Here is a 19,444-nt window from a genome sequence, read left to right as displayed (position 1 = left end):
ATGTCAGCAGAAAATTTATTAGTAGAAATTGGCACCGAAGAGTTGCCACCAAAAGCACTTCGTAAATTAGCCGAAGCCTTTGCTGCAAACTTAACAGCAGAATTAGAAAGTCTAGAACTAGGTCATCAAGGTGTGAACTGGTATGCATCGCCACGTCGTTTAGGTTTACAAGTAAAAGCACTTGAAGCTAAACAACAAGACAAAGAAGTTGAAAAACGCGGCCCAGCAACTAAAGCCGCTTTTGATGCTGAGGGTAACCCAACTAAAGCAGCTATGGGTTGGGCTCGTGGTTGTGGAATTGAAGTAAAAGATGCGCAAACACTCGAAACCGATAAAGGCGCATGGTTATTACATATTGCTAAAGTAGCAGGGCAAGAAACCAAATTACTAATGGCTGATGCAATTAGTAAAGCGCTTGCTAAATTACCTATTCCTAAACCAATGCGTTGGGGGGCGAATAAAACACAATTTATTCGCCCTGTGCATACCGTGACTATTTTACTGGGTAGTGAACTTGTTGAAGGTGAAATTCTTGGTAAGCAAGTGAGCAATCAATTGCAAGGCCATCGTTTTCATCACCCTGAAAAAATTAGCATTAACCATGCTGATGAGGTGTTTGACGTACTTAAATCAGCTTACGTTATTGCTGACTACGAACAGCGTAAAGCACAGATTCGCGCGCAAATAGAAGACGCAGCCAAAGCAGTTAATGCCGTTGTTGCTATGGATGAAGACTTACTTGAAGAAGTTACTTCACTGGTAGAATGGCCAGTAACCCTAACAGCCACATTTGAAGAAGCATTTTTAGATGTACCTGCTGAAGCGCTTATTTACACCATGAAGGATGATCAGAAATACTTTCCGTTATTAGATCAAAACGGCAAACTTTTAAATAAGTTTTTGTTTGTTTCAAACATCGAAAGTAAAGATCCAAGTGTGGTTATTTCTGGTAACGAAAAAGTAGTGCGCCCGCGTTTAGCTGATGCGCAGTTCTTCTTTGAAACAGATAAAAAGAAAACATTAGAAAGCCGTTTAGAATCTCTTGATAGCGTATTATTCCAAAAACAACTTGGTACGCTTAAAGATAAGTCACAGCGTATTAGTGAACTGGCAGGTTACATTGCAGAGCAACTTGGTGCCGACAAAGCACTGGCAGCTCGCGCTGGCTTATTAAGTAAAACTGACTTAATGACCGAAATGGTAATGGAATTTACCGACGTACAAGGTGTAATGGGAATGCATTACGCGCGTCACGATGGTGAAGCAGAAGAAGTCGCAGTGGCACAAAACGAGCAATATATGCCACGTTTTGCCGGTGACAACTTACCAACTAATGTGATCAGCTGTGCAGTCGCCATTGCCGATAAGTTTGATACGCTGGTGGGTATTTTTGGTATAGGCCAAGCACCAAAGGGTGATAAAGACCCATTTGCACTTCGTCGTGCTGCTATTGGTGCATTACGTATCATGGTAGAAAAACAGCTACCGCTTGATATTTTAGACCTGGTTGCTAAATCACAAACTCTGTTTGGTGAAAAGCTGACTAACCTAAATGTATCAACAGATGTGTTTGACTTTATGCTAGGGCGTTTCCGTGCTTGGTATCAAGATGAAGGCATTGAGGTAGATGTAATTCAAGCGGTACTTGCGCGCCGTCCAACGAAGCCTGTTGATTTTGATCGCCGGGTTAAAGCCGTGAGCCATTTCCGTACGTTAGACGCCGCAGAATCGCTTGCAGCCGCTAATAAGCGTGTAAGTAATATTCTGGCTAAAAACAACATTACAACGCAAGGTGATGTTGAACAGAGCTTACTAAGTGACGACGCAGAAAAAGTACTGGCTTCTCAAGTTGCAAAATTTGCTACCGACTTAGCGCCACTGTACAGCGATGGAAACTACCAAGAGGCATTAAGCCAATTAGCTGGCATTCGTGACAGTGTTGATAACTTTTTTGACAATGTCATGGTTATGGCCGACGATGAAGCTGTAAAGCAAAATCGCCTCGCACTATTAAGCCAGTTAAGCCGCTTATTTTTAGATATTGCAGATATATCTGTACTACAAAAATAACACCGCTTAAGCCAATAAAAAGCCAGCGTATTGCTGGCTTTTTAGTTTTAACAGAACGAAGGATACCCATTAATGATGCCAATGAAACGAATTTTAACACTTGCCATAGCCGGCTTACTCACAGCGTGTACTAGCCAAGTGTCTATTAACGACGTACTGCCTCAGCAAGAGCTGGATAAAACAGTTTACCTAAGAGGCGATTTTACGCTTTGGGATGCAGAGCCTCAGTACCAGTTTATGCCAGTAGGCGGCGCGCTTTACCAAGCAGAAGTTAAATTTAGCACCCCAGGTAAAGTGTACGAATTTAAAATAGCCGATGCCGATTTTAGTGAAGGCTACAACTGCGGCTACAGCGATGCCCAACCAGCAGGGCAAAAACTAACGCTCGGCCAACCCGTACTTGCAGACTGTAATACTATTTATAACTACTTTAGCTACACGCCAGCGATAAAAGGCACCTACATAGTAAGTATTGATTACAGTGATTACGATAAGCCACAAGTGACGATTACTAAGAAATAGCTGTTAGTTGGGAGCTGTCAGCTTTTTGTTGCCCGAGTGGGCTTATAGATTTGCGACAAGGACGTTAATATGAAATTGAGCCTTTGGATTAAGGGGTAGTACATTGGATAATTATATAGAGTACTGCTATCTAGAAAATGATAAGCCCAGATTTGAACGAAGTAAGCTAACTGAATCAGACTCAAATGAGTGCTTAAAAAAATATAGAGTATTCTCAAGAAAACTTGAGATAGAAAATTTATTTGATGTTTTGATAGAGGAAGTTAAAACATTCAAATCATTGCTTACTATGGCTCAGCTCTCACAAGAGTTTTCACGTTTCTCTGAGGTACATGCTTATATAGAAAATCAAAAAGCCCGTACTAAATTAAATATCTCCTATCTAAACATTTTGAATACTGGAAAATTAGTTTTAGATCGGTTGTACATTGAACGTGATAAGTTTTCGATAATTAATGATATTGATCAATCATTATTACCTGAATTATTGATAGAAAGAGAGAAGATCTTTAAAGAGAATCAGTATTATGTTCTATGCTGTAATTTGAGAAATTTATGCCAACATAAAATGTTACCCGTAAATAGGCTAACTTTAAAATATCCATCTATAAGTAAACATGGAAATGGAGTAATAACAAAGTTTCAGATTCCACTCGTATTATCGGTAATGGAAGAGAAAGAAAGGATAAAGTTGTTAAAGGGGTTAAACTCTGCATTTAAAGATGAGCTCTTAAATTCTGATTTAGTTGACCTCAACAGAGCGATAGATGGTTATTTTGAAGGGATTTTTGATTTAATGATTAAACTACGCACTTTGGTGGATAAGTCAGTAACTGAGGCTGAAGACTATTTTAGTAAGTTACTTGATCAAAATATAGACTTAAACATGAATCGACTCTTGGGCCCACCAGCATTAGTAGTTAACAATGAAAAGAAATTTCACTTGGATTTTGAGTGGTTCCGAGTGGCTCATTATTTAGAAGAGAAAAATAATTCTCACTTCAAAAGCAGTAATTTAATTAGAACGCAGTATTTGAGCAATGAACCTTAAAGCCCTTTCTTCACCACATACCTATACGGTGCTTCATCGGCATCTTTAGCCACCAGCGTGTGATCCATAAATGTACAAAAACTTGGAATATCGCGAGTGGTTGATGGGTCATCAGCGGTAATTAATAACGTTTCACCGTCGTTCATCTTACGAATTGCAGCGCGTAACATCATTACAGGTTCTGGGCAGCGTAGGCCTATGGCGTCTAATTGGTGATCGGGATTATCAAAGCTCATAAAAAGTTACCTGTAATAATAGTCGCGGCTTGGTTAGGTCGGGTAGTTTAGCGCAATTAATCTGTTTGGTTAACTGTTTTGCATATAACGGGTAAGCGTAATACATTAAAAAATAATCTGGTTTAAATTTAATACACCCGATCACATTATTCATATCGGCTATAAGCTGGTGGCATAAAAAAAGGCGAACTAACTTGCGCTAGTTCGCCTTTTAATCACCAAGATGGTTTTACATGTTAAAAACTAATTAGTCTTGAACACGTTCAAATACAGTGGCAATGCCTTGGCCTAAACCAATACACATAGTTGCCAAACCGTATTTTGCGTTTTTGTCTTCCATTAAGTGAATAAGCGAGGTGCTAATACGTGAACCCGAACAACCCAGAGGGTGACCAAGTGCGATAGCGCCGCCGTTTAAATTCACTTTTTCGTCAACCACGTCTGCTAAACCTAGGTCTTTAAGTACAGGCAGTGATTGTGCTGCGAATGCTTCGTTAAGTTCAGCAACATCGATGTCATCAATGGTAATACCGGCTTGTGCTAATGCTTTTTTACTTGCAGGTACTGGGCCGTAACCCATGATTGATGGATCGCAACCGGCAACAGCCATAGCGCGAATACGTGCACGAATTGGTAAGCCCAGTTCTTTTGCTTTTTCTTCGCTCATTACTAACATAGCTGATGCGCCGTCAGAAAGTGCAGAAGATGTACCCGCAGTAACAGAACCCGTAGCAGGGTTAAATACTGGACGTAGCTGCGATAAACCTTCAACCGTTGTTTCAGGGCGAATTACTTCATCATCTTCAACAAGAATAAGTGAACCTTCAGCATCGTGACCTTCCATTGCTAAAATTTCGCGGCGGAAACGGCCTTCAACAGTCGCTGCATGTGCGCGTTGATGCGAGCGGTAAGCAAATTCATCTTGTTGCTCACGGCTAATACCGTGAATAGTAGCAAGGTACTCAGCGGTTAAACCCATAGAGCCAGATGCTTGTGCAATTGATGTAGCTAAGCCTGGGTGAAAGTCGTTACCGTGAGTCATAGGTACGTGACCCATGTGCTCAACGCCACCAATTAGATATGTGTCGCCAGCGCCAGTCATAATTGCGCGAGCAGCGTCATGCAATGCTTGCATTGATGAGCCACATAAACGGTTAACTGTGGTTGCTGGCACTGAATGTGGAATGCCTGCAAGTAGAGATGCGTTACGTGCAACGTTAAAGCCTTGCTCTAATGTTTGCTGTACACAGCCCCAATAAATATCGTCAATTGACGCAGGGTCAACTGCTGGATTACGTTCTAATAAGCCTTTCATTAAATGAGCGCTTAAGTCTTCCGCACGTTTGTTTTTAAATACGCCGCCTTTTGAGCGACCCATTGGTGTGCGGATACAATCTACAATTACTGGATTATTCATGATATTAACCTTCCACCTTATAGAAAACACGGCCTTCTTCAGCCCACTTGCGAGTTTGCTCTGATACTTGGTAAATCGCACCTAGGTGAGCGTATTTGTCAGCAGTTGCTACAAAGTTAGCTAAACCTGTTTGATCTAAGTAACGGAACGCGCCGCCTCTAAATGGAGGGAAACCAACACCGTATACAAGTGCCATATCAGCTTCTTGAGGAGAAGCAACAATGCCTTCTTGTAAACAAAGTAGTACTTCGTTGATCATTGGGATCATACAACGGTCAATGATTTCTTGTTTATCAAATTCTTTTGGTGCGTCTGTAATTGGTGCAAGTAGTTCAATCGCTGTTTGGTCATGTGATTTTTTAAGACGACCGCGACGATCTGTTTCGTACTTATAGAAACCTGCTTTGTTCTTTTGACCAAAACGTTTTTCGTTAGCAAAAACAGTCACTGGGTCTTTATCTGCACGTGCCATACGCTCAGGGAAACCGTCTGCCATTACGCCAGTACAATGATAAGCCGTATCAATACCTACAACATCAAGTAGGTACGCCGGGCCCATAGGCCAACCAAATACGTTTTCCATTACTTTATCTACTTTTGCAAAGTTAGCGCCTTCAACCACTAATTTGCTAAAGCCAGCAAAGTAAGGGAATAAAACACGGTTTACAAAAAAGCCTGGGCAATCGTTAACAACAATCGGTGACTTACCTAGTTTAAGTGCGTAATCAACCACGGCATTAATCGTTTTATCTGAGGTTTTTGCACCACGGATAATTTCTACTAATGGCATTTTTGGTACTGGGTTGAAAAAGTGCATACCACAGAAGTTTTCTGGCTTTTCAAGCGCTTCTGCAAGTAGGTCGATACAAATAGTCGATGTGTTTGACGTAAGTACCGTGCCTTCTGGCATATTCTTTTCAAGATCAGCAAGTACAGCTTGCTTCACTTTAGGGTTTTCTACTACGGCTTCAACAATGATGTTGGCGTTTTGTAGGTCTGCATCGTTAAGCGTTGGTTTGATTTTGCTAAGCGTTGCTAGCATTTTTTCCATCGGCATGTGGCCGCGCTTCACTTTTGCACCTAATAGTTTAGAAGCTTCACCCATACCTAAATCTAGCGCATCCTGTTGGATGTCTTTCATTATGATTGGTGTGCCTTTATAAGCAGACTGGTATGCAATACCGCCACCCATAATACCTGCGCCTAATACTGCCGCTTGTTTAATTTCTACATCGCTGTGTTTAGCAAATTTACGTGCTTTACCTTTAATGTATTGGTCTGCTAAAAAGATACCCGTTTGAGCAGCTGCTTCACTAGTACGTGCTAGTTTTGCAAAGTTGGCATTTTCAATTGCCATTGCTTCGGCGCGAGAGCTGTTTGCTGCTGCTTTAATAGTGCGAACTGCCATAACTGGAGCAGGATAGTGGCCTTTAGTTTTACCCATTACCATACCTTCTGCCATTGCAAAGCTCATGCCTTGCTCAACACGGTTTAATTTAAGCGGTTGTAATTTTACAGCACGTTTTGCTTGCCAATCTAGCTTGCCAGCAATCGCTAATTCTAGTGTTGCTAAACTTGACTCTTGTAGTTTGTTGGCACTAACTACCGCGTCAAATGCACCTACTTTAAGGGCGTCAGCAGCGCGATTTTCGTTACCTGTGGTGATCCACATCATCGCGTTATCGGCACCAATAATGCGCGGAAGGCGCACTGTACCGCCAAAACCAGGCATTATGCCTAATTTAACTTCTGGTAAGCCCATTTTTGCTGAGTCACTTGCAACACGATAATCGGTAGCAAGTGCCCACTCACAGCCGCCGCCAAGCGCCAAGCCGTTTATAACACTGAGTGTTGGGAATGGTAAGTCTTCAATTGCATCAAAAACGTCAGTTGCATTTTTGATCCACGTTACTAATTCTGCTTCAGGCTTAGTAAAAGTAGGTAAAAATTCGAAGATATCGGCACCAATAATAAAGTGGTCTTTATCACTGGTAAAAATCATGCCTTTAATATCAGTGTTAGCGGCTAATTCTTTTAATGCTGCCGCGCAATCTGAAAGAGTTTGTTGAGATAATGTGTTTACAGAACCTGTAGCACAAAACTTAAACTCGGCGATGTTTTCCTTCACGAAGCTAACTTCAAAGGAATCGCTTTTATATAACATTATTATTCTCCCTAGTTGATGAACTAAGACTGGTACGATGAGTTCATATTCAGACCAGTGTGCTTGCTTTAATTTAAAAATGCAACGAAAAATTTATCTTGGTTACAAACGTCTGGTTAAAATATAGCTGGTTTGGTGCTAAGGTGGGTTTGAAAGTTTTTTTTATTCATTTTATTGCGCTGTCTTGGTGTTTATAGCTTGGGTTTTATCAAAGTAAATAAAATAGAGTTACAGTGCCTGCGCTGTTTTTTATTTACCCATAGCCACACTCTTGTCAGCCTTGAAGGTAACTATGCCCTAAAGGACATTATGAAAAAATATTTATTAAGCGTAGCGGCAGCGACTCTATTTTTATCTTTTCCCTCTGCCAACGCAAATACCGAACTTGATGCATTTTTAGATGCAGAAAAACAAGCCCGCTATGGCGATTACAATAGCTTTAAAGAAGCGGTAGACTCATTGTCTCACCCACTTAAGCCCTATGTAGAAAAAGCCTATTGGCAGCGCTACCCCAGTTTAAAACACCAAACAGAAATAGAAAACTTCCTCACTATTTATGAACACACGCCATTAGAGTGGCCAGTGCGCAAAGCATGGTTAAATTATTTAAAGCGCAGAAATAAAAAAGCAGCATTTATTAAAAACTACCGTGAAACCTCTGACACTGAGCTTAGTTGTACCCATCTTAGTTATCAGCTTGACTTAGGAGCGCCTAAAAAAGCAATACTCAATCAGGTAACCGACATTTGGACGGTAGGCGAGTCACAACCTAGTGAATGTGACGGGCTTTTTCAGCGCTGGCGACAAAATGGTTATTTAACCCCTGATGTTGTGTGGCAGCGTGTTACTTTAGCGGCACAAGGGGGCTCTTATCGTTTATTGCCTTATTTAAAAACCTTATTGCCAGCTAAGGAGCGTTATTTAGCTGATTTATATTCCAAGGTAAGGCGCGATCCTAGTGCTGCTGCAGGCCTTTACCGCTATAAACGTAAAACAGCCAAAGAAGGGGAAATAGCGCTTTATGGTATTAAGCGTTTAATTTGGCGTGATAAAGAGCTGGCATTAAAGGCGTGGCAAAAAATTGAAGGCATGTTTGATTTTGCTGATGATGAAAAGGCGGAGGTATATTATACCTTTGCGCTGTCGTTAGCGTCGAGCGGCCATAGCCAGGCGAGCTTTTATTTAAATAAAGTCCCTAAAGCGCGTCAAGACCGTAAATTAATGCAATGGCAACTAGCCAATATGCTTAAAACTCAAGATTGGGAAGGCATTGCGGCATTTTTTACCGGTAAAGAAAATCTTAGCTTAGGGCAACAGTATTGGCTTGCATATAGTTATGACAAACGCGCAGATCATGAAAAAGCTAAGGCAATTTGGAGCAAGGTAGCCGCTAACCGTGATTATTACGGTTTTTTAGCCGCTGCTCGCTTAGGGTTACCGGTTGATTTAAATGAGCTACCAGTCAATGTAAATCAAGCCTTAGTGACAAAAGTCAGTAATGCACCAGGCTTTAAGCGTGCTAAGGCACTATATGAACTTGAGCGCTTTACTGCGGCTCGACGTGAGTGGAATTATTTAACCAACACTTCTGAAGATGATGAAAAGCTAGCAGCGTCAGTACTTGCGGCAGAACTTGATTGGTTTGATAGTACAATATTTACCCTAGCAAAAATAAAAGCATGGGATTATGTTGATTTGCGTTTTCCATTTGCGTTTCAAGACATGTTTGAGCGCTACAGTAATCGTAGCAAAATAGATTTAACTTGGAGTATCGCTATTGCGCGTCGAGAAAGCTCATTTGCACCTGATGCCCGTTCTCATGCAAATGCACGCGGGTTAATGCAGTTATTACCAAGCACCGCAAAATATATTAACAAAGGCGATGTATCTAGCCGTCGCTTGTATCAGCCAAAAACCAATATTCGACTTGGTACCCGTTATTTACAGTATTTAAAAAAGAAAAATCACGGTAACGAGGTGTTGGCAACAGCATCCTATAACGCCGGGTATCACCGAATTAAGCGTTGGCTACCAGAGGAAGCGATGCCCGCAGAGCTATGGGTTGAGCTTATTCCATATAGAGAAACTCGAGACTACGTAAAAAACGTATTTGCGTATCGGCAGGTTTATCACACTCGCCTTGGCCGAGAGGGTAACTTACTCGCGCCACTATTAGAGATGACCATGGGCGGGTAGTAAAAATAAATCTACAATAGCAAGAGGGATATTTACACAGTAACTATCCCTCTTTTTTGAGCGCTTTGTTTATAAGTGGTAGACTCAGAGCAAGTTAAATTTAACAGATGGGTTTATTATGGAAAAATTAGCCGTATTATACGCCGAACATATTGCAACATTGCAGCAGCGTACACGTACTATTTGTGAGCAAGAAGGGTTAGAAGGATTAGTCATTCATTCAGGCCAAGCTAAGCGCCAATTTTTAGATGATATGTATTACCCGTTTAAAGTTAACCCCCATTTTAAAGCGTGGTTACCGGTTATTGATAATCCGCATTGCTGGATTGTAGTAAATGGTAGCGATAAGCCAAAGCTTATTTTTTATCGTCCAATTGATTTTTGGCATAAAGTACCTGATGAACCAAGAGATTTTTGGGCAGAGTACTTCGATATTGAATTGCTACTAAAGCCTGATCAGGTTGAAAAACTACTTCCTTACGATAAAGCTAAATTTGCCTACATTGGTGAATACCTAGAAGTAGCCCAAGCACTTGGTTTTAGCATCATGAATCCTGAGCCAGTACTTAACTATATTCATTATCACCGTGCTTATAAAACGCAATATGAACTTGAATGTTTACGTAATGCGAACCGTATTGCAGTAGATGGCCACAAAGCGGCGCGTGATGCGTTTTTTAATGGTGGTAGCGAGTTTGATATTCAGCAGGCGTACTTAATGGCAACGCGTCAGAGCGAAAATGAGATGCCATATGGCAACATTGTGGCCCTTAACGAAAACTGCGCTATTTTGCACTACACCCATTTTGAGCCAAAAGCACCGCAAACACATAACTCATTTTTAATTGATGCGGGCGCTAACTTTAATGGTTATGCTGCAGATATTACCCGTACCTACGACTTTAAAAAGCAAGGCGAGTTTGCTGATCTAGTTAAAGCAATGACGGCGCATCAGATTGAGTTAGGCAAAAGCTTAAAACCAGGTGTACTGTATGGCGAGCTACATATTGACTGCCATAACCGCATTGCACAGTTACTAAGTGACTTTGATATTGTTAAGTTACCTGCAGCTGAAATTGTTGAACGTCAAATTACCTCAACCTTCTTTCCTCATGGCTTAGGGCATCATTTAGGTGCACAGGTACATGATGTAGGTGGCTTTATGCGTGATGAAACCGGTGCACATCAGGCACCACCAGAGGGTCATCCATTTTTACGCTGCACTCGCTTAATTGAGAAAAACCAAGTGTTTACTATTGAGCCAGGTTTGTACTTTATCGACTCTTTGTTGGGTGATTTAGCACAAACAGACAACAAGCAGTTTATTAACTGGGAAAAAGTAGAAGCGTTTAAACCATTTGGCGGCATTCGTATTGAAGATAATATTATTGTTCACGAAGACAGCCTAGAAAATATGACGCGTGATTTATTACTCGACTAATATTTAACTAGTAACAGTTTATATTATTCACGAAAGGGGCCTGTTGGCCCCATTTTTAATTTAACAGCCAAGTAAGCGCTATGTCAGAATATAAATACCCAGCCGACGATGTTTTTCATCAAGAAGAAATTAAAAAAAGTACCTTTATTGTGCATATAGGCCACACGCCTGATTTAAACTCTGCGAAAGCCTTTATTAAAAACATTGAAGAAAAATACAGTGATGCACGCCATAATTGTTGGGCGCATGTTGCGGGTAATCCTGGTGGAAGCCATGTTTATGGTTTTTCTGACGATGGAGAGCCAAATGGCACCGCCGGTAAACCTATGCTCAACGTGCTGGTGGGCTCTGGTCTAGGTGAAGTAACTGCTGTGGTAACACGATATTTTGGTGGTATAAAGCTTGGTACCGGTGGATTAGTTCGTGCTTATGGTGGCTCACTTAATAATGCCTTAGCAAAATTACAAACAGTGGTAAAAGTACCCAGCATTGAGCTGGTTGGCTTTAGTGAATACAGTATGCAAGGCGCAATAGAACAGCACTTAAAAACCAACTTTCAGGTACTTAATATTGAAAAGCAGTTTACGGCAAATATTGAGTGGAGTATTACTATTGATAGTCGCCAAGCACAGCAAGCATGCAAAGATATTTTTGATTTAAGTCACGGCGCAGTTGAGTTAACAATCAAAGAGTAATAGTCTTACATCCATCCTATTTAATCACTACAGATTAAATTTTCGAGTCATACAGTAGTTATTTTAATTTACTAATAAAAAAGCGATACGCTCAATGCAATTTCGTACCATCATAAAAATTCTTGGCCAACTGGTCGCGCTATTTAGTATTACAATGGTGCCACCAGCACTCGTGTCTTTAATTTATAAAGATGGCGGAGGTGTACCGTTTGTTTTAGCCTTTATATTTAGCGTTATTATTGGCTTAATGGCTTACTATCCAAATAGGCATGAGCATGGTGATTTAAAAGCACGCGAAGGCTTCTTAATTGTGGTTTTGTTTTGGTTGGTACTAGGGGCGTTTGCGTCATTGCCGCTGATATTTTTACAAGAACCCAACCTCTCTTTGGCCGATGCAGTGTTTGAAGCTTTCTCAGGCTTAACTACCACAGGGGCGACCGTATTAACTGGCATAGAATACTTGCCTAAATCGGTATTATTTTATCGCCAGCAATTACAGTGGTTTGGTGGGATGGGGATCATTGTATTAGCAGTAGCCATACTGCCAATGCTTGGCGTCGGTGGTATGCAGTTGTACCGAGCTGAAATTCCTGGCCCAGTAAAAGACTCCAAAATGACCCCGCGTATTGCCGATACAGCTAAGCACCTTTGGTATATTTACGTATCTATTACTCTTGCGTGTACTTTGGCGTATTGGAGCGCAGGGATGAACTGGTTTGACGCTATATGCCATGCCTTTTCTACAGTTGCTATTGGTGGTTTTTCTACTTATGACGCGTCAATGGGGCACTTTGATAGCCCAGTAATTAACTTTATTTGTGTGTTCTTTTTAATTATCGCAGCCATTAACTTTTCTCTGCATTATGCTGCTGTAGCGAGTCGTAATATTAGTGTCTACATTCGTGACCCTGAATTCAAAGTGTTTCTATGTATTCAGCTCGCGCTGGTGGTGATTTGTTTCACGGTACTTTCATCTCACGATGTTTATGCCAATGGCGATGAAACCCTCGATCAGGCATTGTTTCAAGCTGTATCTATAAGCAGCACCGCAGGATTTGCCACAGATAACTTTTCTGCTTGGCCTTTGTTTTTACCTATTTTATTAATATTCTCTAGTTTTATTGGTGGCTGTGCGGGTTCTACCGGTGGCGGTATGAAAGTAGTGCGCGTGTTTTTACTTTATCTACAAGGGGTGCGAGAGCTAAACCGCTTAGTGCACCCTCGAGCTATATACTCTATAAAGTTAGGACGAAAGGCGCTACCAGATAAAGTAGTTGAAGCGGTATGGGGTTTTTTCTCGGCTTATGCACTAGTCTTTATTATTATTATGTTAGCGTTAATGGGCACAGGGTTAGACAACATTACCGCATTCTCTGCGACAGCAGCCTGCCTTAATAACTTGGGCCCAGGTTTGGGTGACGTAGCCTCTCATTATGGTGCGATTAGTGATGCCGCTAAATGGATACTAACAGTCGCTATGGTATTCGGTCGGTTAGAGATATTTACACTGTTAGTATTATTTACCCCAACATTTTGGCGTGGATAACGTTATAAATATCAGGAAGGAAATATGCGAAAAACCAATTTGGAAAAGTTAAACCAAATCGTCACGGGTGGCATAGTTGATTTAGAAATACTGACACCAACCAGTAGCCGACGTGTAAAAACGGAGTTTATTGGTTTATTAGAAAACAAATTTATTATTTTAAACTATCCCAACGCTAAGCGACTTCCTATGGCAAGTGATTACCTGCGTGATGGTGTTATGGTGGTGGTAAGAGCGCTTATAGAGGGCAGTGGCGGGCATGTGATTGCGTTTCGTCAGCAGCTTATGTCTGTAGCATCTCACCCGGCTAAGTTATTGTTTATCGACTATCCTTCACAAGTACAGTTATTTGGGCTTCGCTCACAAGCACGCATACCCACGTTGTTTCCTGCTAAGTTAACATTAACCGATGAGCAGCCTCCCTTTGAAGGGGTTATAAAAGACATTTCGTTAACGGGTGTTATGTTTGATATTAAAACAACCCAAGAAATTGACGACATTAAAGATATGCGTTGCATCGTAGTGTTTGATGAAGATACAAAGCACGAAGGGCAAATATGCAGTGTGAAAAAACATGCTAAGGGCATATATTGCGGAATTCGATTATTTGCCAGTGAAGAGCAAATGAAAGCCCTGATGGGGGATCACTTCATTGACCCTAATGCACTTGAAGTTGAAATTGTATAAGACCTGTTATCTTTCGACGCTGACCATTTTACAATTCTAAAATATCAACAAGCTCTAACATTTTCGCTCTTTTGCAACAAATAGCCATGTGTTGTTGTTATTTTTAAAAGCCATTTCAAATTTATTTTATAAATTCATTAAAAACAATTAGTTAAATATTTTTTTTATTCTAATTTTTTTGTTTATAACAAAATTAAACTCAACCCACCTTCCTTTTTGTTTATTTAATCCTCTTTTTTAGCGGTTGCTCACCGACTGTGTGGGGTTTTCCTTAAACTCAACTCTTTGATTTTTATTGTTTTAATTTTATTGCCTTATCTACTGTTGCTAAAAAGCAACAAAATAACGAGTTAAATAGCGCCATTTTCAGCTAGTTGCTGGTTAATTTATTGAAAATTATGGTTTTTATATTTTTGGCATCGAAGTTGTAATAGTCAGGCTGTATTGAACGAAACGTGATTTAAAGTAAAACACTTAATCGCATAAAACATAAACTTTGAAGGAAGATAGATTATGAAAAGCATTAATAAAACTTTAGCACTTATCGCATTAGCTTCTTCATCAGCCGCTTTTGCAGCAAGCGACTTTGATACGCTAGACGTTGACGGCAACGGCGCAATCAGTCAAAGCGAAGCATCGGTTGATGCAAAATTAATGAGCATGTTTTCAGAGCTTGATACTGACCAAAACGGTGAGTTATCAAAACAAGAGTTCTCTAAAGCATAACCCTAAGCTATTAAAGTTTTGGGAGTTAAAAGCTCCCTCATTATTTAAACGATTTTAAGGAATACTCATTATGAAAACATTACACAAAACATTTGCACTTATCGCTCTTGCTTCTTCATCAGCTGCCTTTGCAGCGAGCGACTTCGACACACTAGATACCGACGGCAACGGTGCTATTAGCCAAAGCGAAGCATCGGTTGATGCAAAATTAATGAGCATGTTCTCAGAGCTTGATACTGACCAAAACGGTGAGCTATCAAAAGAAGAATTTTCGAAAGCATAAGACAAGGCTAAGTATATTCTGAGTTGCCAAAGACAACCTAAATAGGCAAGGAAGCCTATGAAAGAGAATAACAAGGACCGTGATAGCCAGACACAATTTTTTGATAGACCATTGCATTACATTTTGAAGGATTAAATTATGAAAACATTACATAAAACATTTGCACTTATCGCGCTAGCTTCTTCATCAGCTGCTTTTGCAGCAAGCGACTTTGACATGCTTGATACTGATGGTAACGGTGCTATTAGTCAAAGCGAAGCCGCTGTAAACGCTGATTTAACGGCCGCATTTACTGAGCTTGATACTGACGGTAATGGTGAGCTTTCTAAAGCTGAGTTTGCAAACTTTTAATTTTTAACTTTTTTCATTGCACAGGGATCTCAGAAAAGGATTTCCCTCTTTAAGGAGACTTATTATGAAAGCATTAAACACAACACTTGCGATTTTAGTATTAGCGTCATCATCAGCGGCATACGCAGCAGTAGACTTTGCCTCTTTTGATAGCAATGGCGACGGTGTAATTAGTCAGCAGGAAGCTGCGTCTAATAAACAACTCATGAATATTTTTGATGACTTAGATACTGACGGAAATGGTGAACTTTCTAAAGAAGAGTTTGCAAGAGTACAATAAGTATTAACCCATCATACTCCACTAAAGCCGCTTAATAGTCAGCGGCTTTTTTGTGCTTGTTAGAGGCTATATTTAAGTTGGAGAGAGAAGCTTCTTGGCTTACCATAACGATATTGGTTATAGAACCCAATTTGACTGTAATAATGCTTATCAAATAAGTTATCGATATTTAGACTAACAGATAACTGCTCATTCATTTGATAATCTGCCATTAGGCTTGCAATACCATAGCTAGGCTGGTTTACCTCAACAGCGCCATAAACAGGGTTTTTAACTTCGTCATAGCTGTTGCTTTGCCAGCGATAGCCTCCACCCAATTTTAGATTGTCTAATGCACCTGAGAGTTGATAGCTAGTAAAAAGTTTAAATTGATCGTTTGGGTTGGTGGTATTTAATACCGTATTATCCGGTTTTTCGCCTTTACTATGGGTATAGCCAAAATAAGCGTTCCAGTTATCGGTTAATTTTCCGTTGATTTCTAGCTCGTAGCCTTGAGTTAATGTGCCGTTAATGGGCTTGTAGATGGCCTGAAGTGTTTCTACAATGGTATCGCCCGTGTACTCGCCCACATTATCTTGATAAATTTTAAATCCAGAAAGGGATATGTCTAAACGTTCATCAAGTACAGAAGCTTTTATGCCAAGTTCATAATTCTTACCTTTAATAGGGCTTAAATAATCTCCATTTTTATCAACTCGACTTTGTGGTGTAAAAATATCAGTGTAATTAGCATACAAAGCCCAACTCTGTGTTAGTTCATAAGTTGCTCCAAAATAATTAGTTAGTTCATCACTTATTTTATAATCATGCATGCGACCAAAATTACCTTGATTGGTTTGCCATTGATTTAACCGGCTTCCAACAATTAAAGACAAGGCATCGGTTATATTTAGTTGTGCAGCAACATAAAGTGCATCTTGTTTAGTTGTGCCATAAGAGCCGTAAGCCGCTTCTGACTGCCAATTTGGTTTTGCAATGCTATAACTAGAGTCAGTGAAATCGCCGATAATATAGTCACTTTGTTGGCTAGCATAATAAGGGGTCGAAAACTGTTGCTCTTGGGTATTATAACCAAATAGCAGTTGGTGACTTTGGCCCAGCCAATTAAACCGACCATTGAGTTCGACCTCATAGGTATCCTGCGTTCTGTTTGCATCAATATAGTTTATGGAACCGGGTTTCATTCCAGTGTTGTTTATAGGATCGGGCTCTCCTTTTACCCAAAACACATCATAGTCTAGGTCGTTATCACCATAGACATAATTAGCGGTTAGCTGCCAGTTAGCGTTAAAGTAATGCTCTAGGCGAATAAACGCATTAAGTGCATCGGTTCGAGAAGAGGCCCAATCTTGAGCCGTTGAAGCACCTCTATCATAAGCAGTGCGGGAGCCATCACTATAAAAAATAGGCAAACCACCTGACATTGTTCCTTTAGGAGTTGTCGATTGATTATCAACAGCAAGAGTCAATAAAGTACTGTTAGAAAGATCTGCCTCAATAATGCCATACAATGTTTGGCTGGTTTGCGAAAAGCGATCTTGATATGAGTGTCTATCTTGATAAGCAACAACAGCCCGTCCTCTTATACTTTCACTATTATTTATGCTTCCCGACACATCCACCATCGCACGGTAGTTGTCCCATGAGCCTAATGAAGCAGTAAGATTTATTTGAGTGTTTGCAGTTGGACGTTTACGTATCAAATTAATTGCTGCCGAAGGGTTACCTGCGCCCAGCATTAGCCCCGTTGCTCCTCTAACTATTTCGATACGCTCATAAATTGCGGTATCGGTTAGGTTATCTCCATAATTAAAGCGGGTGTCATAGGTGGTCGCTATTCCATCATAAAGTATGCTGGTGACACTAATACCTCGGGCTGAAATAGAAAACTTGCCATTATCTGCTTCTCGCGCATTTATGCCTGTCACACTGGTTATAGCTTCAATTGCGGTGTTTAGTTGTTGGTCTGCCATAAATTCGCTTGTTATCGCTATCGTTGATTGCGGTGTTTGCAAATGTGATAGCTCAAGGCCTGTTGCAGAGCTCATAGAATTAACTTTATAGCCGTTCGCTTGCTCTCCAATAACGGTTAACCTTTCGATATCTTCGCTAGTGTGGGCGATCGTTTGAGTTGAAACTGCTGAAAGTAAAAGACCAACCAGAGTGTAATAAGTTACGGGAGAATTTTTCTTTGAGAGTAGGTGTATCATTTGAAATCCATTTTTATTTAAAAACGTGAAATTAACTTTTCACATCGGTAGATGTCGCTGCTTGATAATCGAGCAAGAAGAGACTAATGGATTTTTCTTTATTAGTAAATGCTTTTGATAATGATTTTCATTTAGGTTTAAGTGTTCTCCTTTTTACTTACAAGCACGTTGTGAATAAAAAGGAGGGATTACTTATAAAAAGATTGCGCTAACTTGGAATAACTTTTCAACCACGTTAATGTGCTTTTTATCAATTAAGAACATAATTACATGATCGCCTGATAGAATTATCGTGTCGTCGTGGGCAATTAGTACATCGTCATTACGTACAATTGCACCTATTGTGGTACCTGCTGGCAATTTAATATCTGCAATCGCGCGACCCACTACTTTAGATGTGTTTTCATCACCATGGGCAACTGCCTCTATGGCTTCTGCAGCCCCTTTACGCAGTGAATACACGTTTACAATGTCGCCTCGGCGCACGTGCGTAAGTAACGCAGAAATAGTCGCTTGTTGTGGTGAAATAGCAATATCTATTTCGCCGCCTTGTACTAAATCAACGTAAGCACCTCGTTGAATAAGCACCATGGTTTTTTGTGCCCCCATGCGTTTTGCGAGCATGGCCGACATAATATTCACTTCATCATCGTTAGTAACGGCAATAAAAACATCAACTTGTTCAATGTGTTCTTCTGAGAGCAGCTCTTGATCGGACGCATCACCACAAAATACCACGGTGTTGTCTAGCATTTCAGAGAGTTGCTCTGCGCGCTCTTTACTGCGTTCTAATAATTTAACGCTGTGGTTTCTTTCCAGTGAACGGGCTAGGCCAGCACCAATGTTACCCCCACCGGCTATCATAATTTTTTTGTACGAGCGTTCCAGTTTTTGTAGCTCGTTCATTACCGCACGAATATGTTTGGTGGCGGCAATAAAAAATACTTCATCGTCGGCTTCTATTACGGTAGTACCCTGCGGTTTTATTGCCTTGCCTTGACGGTAAATAGCGGCTACCCGGGTTTCTACATTAGGAATATGTTGCTTAAGTGTAGATAGGGCATAGCCTACCAATAAACCGCCATAGTAGGCTTTTACAGCTACTAAAGAGAGCATGCCGTCGGCAAATTGTAGTACCTGTAATGCACCAGGGTAATCTATCAAACGGCGAATATATTTAGTAACGAGTGCTTCTGGGGCTATGTAATGATCGACCGGTAAATCATCATTATGAAAGAGTTTTTCACGGTATTTTAAATACTGCTCAGAGCGAATGCGGGCTATTTTGGTTGGCGTATTAAAAATACTGTAAGCAACTTGGCATGCCACCATGTTTACTTCATCTGAGCTGGTTACGGCGATAATCATATCGGCATCTTCAGCTCCCGCGCGACTCAACACATCAGGGTGGGCGCCGTGGCCTGCAACACCTTGTAAATCGTATTTATCTTGCAGTTCACGCAAGCGGTTACCGTCGATATCAACTACGGTTATTTCGTTTTGTTCACCCACTAGGTTTTCTGCGAGTGTGCCGCCAACTTGCCCAGCACCGAGTATGATTATTTTCAT

Annotated in this window: 17 protein-coding genes; 12 read left to right on the top strand and 5 right to left on the bottom strand. The window is 40.6% G+C overall.

Annotation, left to right across the window (positions count from 1 at the left end; genetic code table 11):
• The 3 genes from glyS (at nt 1) to CWC14_RS10530 (ending at nt 3,643) form a co-directional block, all read left to right on the top strand.
• Complete coding sequence (glyS, locus tag CWC14_RS10540) at nt 1-2,070, top strand: glycine--tRNA ligase subunit beta (protein WP_138562812.1); 2,070 nt, start codon at nt 1-3, stop codon at nt 2,068-2,070.
• 72 nt (nt 2,071-2,142) lie between these two features.
• Nucleotides 2,143-2,592: an early set domain-containing protein gene (locus tag CWC14_RS10535; RefSeq protein ID WP_138562810.1), complete on the top strand. Its 450-nt coding sequence runs from the start codon at nt 2,143-2,145 to the stop codon at nt 2,590-2,592.
• Between the two features lie 103 nt (nt 2,593-2,695).
• A complete protein-coding gene (locus CWC14_RS10530; protein ID WP_029772819.1) occupies nt 2,696-3,643 on the top strand; it encodes a hypothetical protein in 948 nt (315 codons plus the stop codon).
• Here the strand turns inward: CWC14_RS10530 and tusA are convergent.
• The 3 genes from tusA to fadB form a co-directional block, all read right to left on the bottom strand.
• A complete protein-coding gene (gene tusA, locus CWC14_RS10525) occupies nt 3,640-3,879 on the bottom strand; it encodes a sulfurtransferase TusA (RefSeq protein WP_138562808.1) in 240 nt (79 codons plus the stop codon). The two genes, CWC14_RS10530 and tusA, sit on opposite strands and share 4 nt — an antisense overlap.
• A gap of 247 nt (nt 3,880-4,126) precedes the next feature.
• Entirely contained in the window at nt 4,127-5,296 is a 1,170-nt protein-coding gene (gene fadA / locus CWC14_RS10520) for an acetyl-CoA C-acyltransferase FadA (protein ID WP_138562806.1), read from the bottom strand.
• 4 nt (nt 5,297-5,300) lie between these two features.
• Complete coding sequence (gene fadB / locus CWC14_RS10515) at nt 5,301-7,460, bottom strand: fatty acid oxidation complex subunit alpha FadB (RefSeq protein ID WP_138562804.1); 2,160 nt, start codon at nt 7,458-7,460, stop codon at nt 5,301-5,303.
• A gap of 309 nt (nt 7,461-7,769) precedes the next feature.
• On the opposite strand from fadB, the gene CWC14_RS10510 reads away from it, so the two are divergent.
• The 9 genes from CWC14_RS10510 to CWC14_RS10470 all read left to right on the top strand — a co-directional run bounded on the left by CWC14_RS10510 (nt 7,770) and on the right by CWC14_RS10470 (nt 15,665).
• Nucleotides 7,770-9,656, top strand: coding sequence for a lytic transglycosylase domain-containing protein (locus CWC14_RS10510; protein ID WP_138562802.1), 1,887 nt, complete (start codon nt 7,770-7,772; stop codon nt 9,654-9,656).
• A 118-nt stretch (nt 9,657-9,774) separates the two neighbouring features.
• Nucleotides 9,775-11,097: a Xaa-Pro dipeptidase gene (gene pepQ / locus CWC14_RS10505; RefSeq protein ID WP_010392729.1), complete on the top strand. Its 1,323-nt coding sequence runs from the start codon at nt 9,775-9,777 to the stop codon at nt 11,095-11,097.
• Nucleotides 11,098-11,177: 80 nt separating this feature from the next.
• On the top strand, nt 11,178-11,792 hold the full coding sequence (locus tag CWC14_RS10500; protein ID WP_076920146.1) for a YigZ family protein: 615 nt from the start codon (nt 11,178-11,180) through the stop codon (nt 11,790-11,792).
• 94 nt (nt 11,793-11,886) lie between these two features.
• Nucleotides 11,887-13,338 carry a TrkH family potassium uptake protein gene (locus tag CWC14_RS10495; protein WP_008467072.1) on the top strand — a complete coding sequence of 484 codons (1,452 nt, stop codon included), beginning with the start codon at nt 11,887-11,889 and terminating at the stop codon, nt 13,336-13,338.
• A gap of 24 nt (nt 13,339-13,362) precedes the next feature.
• Nucleotides 13,363-14,025: a flagellar brake domain-containing protein gene (locus CWC14_RS10490; RefSeq protein ID WP_138562800.1), complete on the top strand. Its 663-nt coding sequence runs from the start codon at nt 13,363-13,365 to the stop codon at nt 14,023-14,025.
• A 513-nt stretch (nt 14,026-14,538) separates the two neighbouring features.
• Entirely contained in the window at nt 14,539-14,751 is a 213-nt protein-coding gene (locus CWC14_RS10485) for an EF-hand domain-containing protein (protein ID WP_013463658.1), read from the top strand.
• Nucleotides 14,752-14,821: 70 nt separating this feature from the next.
• Nucleotides 14,822-15,034 (top strand): EF-hand domain-containing protein, encoded by a 213-nt coding sequence (locus tag CWC14_RS10480; RefSeq protein WP_013463659.1) that lies wholly within the window; start codon nt 14,822-14,824, stop codon nt 15,032-15,034.
• 138 nt (nt 15,035-15,172) lie between these two features.
• Nucleotides 15,173-15,385 carry an EF-hand domain-containing protein gene (locus CWC14_RS10475; RefSeq protein ID WP_013463660.1) on the top strand — a complete coding sequence of 71 codons (213 nt, stop codon included), beginning with the start codon at nt 15,173-15,175 and terminating at the stop codon, nt 15,383-15,385.
• Between the two features lie 64 nt (nt 15,386-15,449).
• Nucleotides 15,450-15,665 (top strand): EF-hand domain-containing protein, encoded by a 216-nt coding sequence (locus CWC14_RS10470; RefSeq protein ID WP_010392739.1) that lies wholly within the window; start codon nt 15,450-15,452, stop codon nt 15,663-15,665.
• A 59-nt stretch (nt 15,666-15,724) separates the two neighbouring features.
• Here the strand turns inward: CWC14_RS10470 and CWC14_RS10465 are convergent, their stop codons facing one another.
• Both CWC14_RS10465 and trkA read right to left on the bottom strand, forming a co-directional pair.
• Nucleotides 15,725-17,875, bottom strand: coding sequence for a TonB-dependent siderophore receptor (locus CWC14_RS10465; protein WP_249928739.1), 2,151 nt, complete (start codon nt 17,873-17,875; stop codon nt 15,725-15,727).
• A 192-nt stretch (nt 17,876-18,067) separates the two neighbouring features.
• Entirely contained in the window at nt 18,068-19,444 is a 1,377-nt protein-coding gene (gene trkA / locus CWC14_RS10460; RefSeq protein ID WP_054202928.1) for a Trk system potassium transporter TrkA, read from the bottom strand.

The sequence above is a fragment of the Pseudoalteromonas sp. S3260 genome (genome assembly GCF_005886925.1).
Lineage (GTDB): Bacteria > Pseudomonadota > Gammaproteobacteria > Enterobacterales > Alteromonadaceae > Pseudoalteromonas > Pseudoalteromonas tetraodonis.
This window is presented reverse-complemented; position numbering and strand designations above follow the sequence as displayed.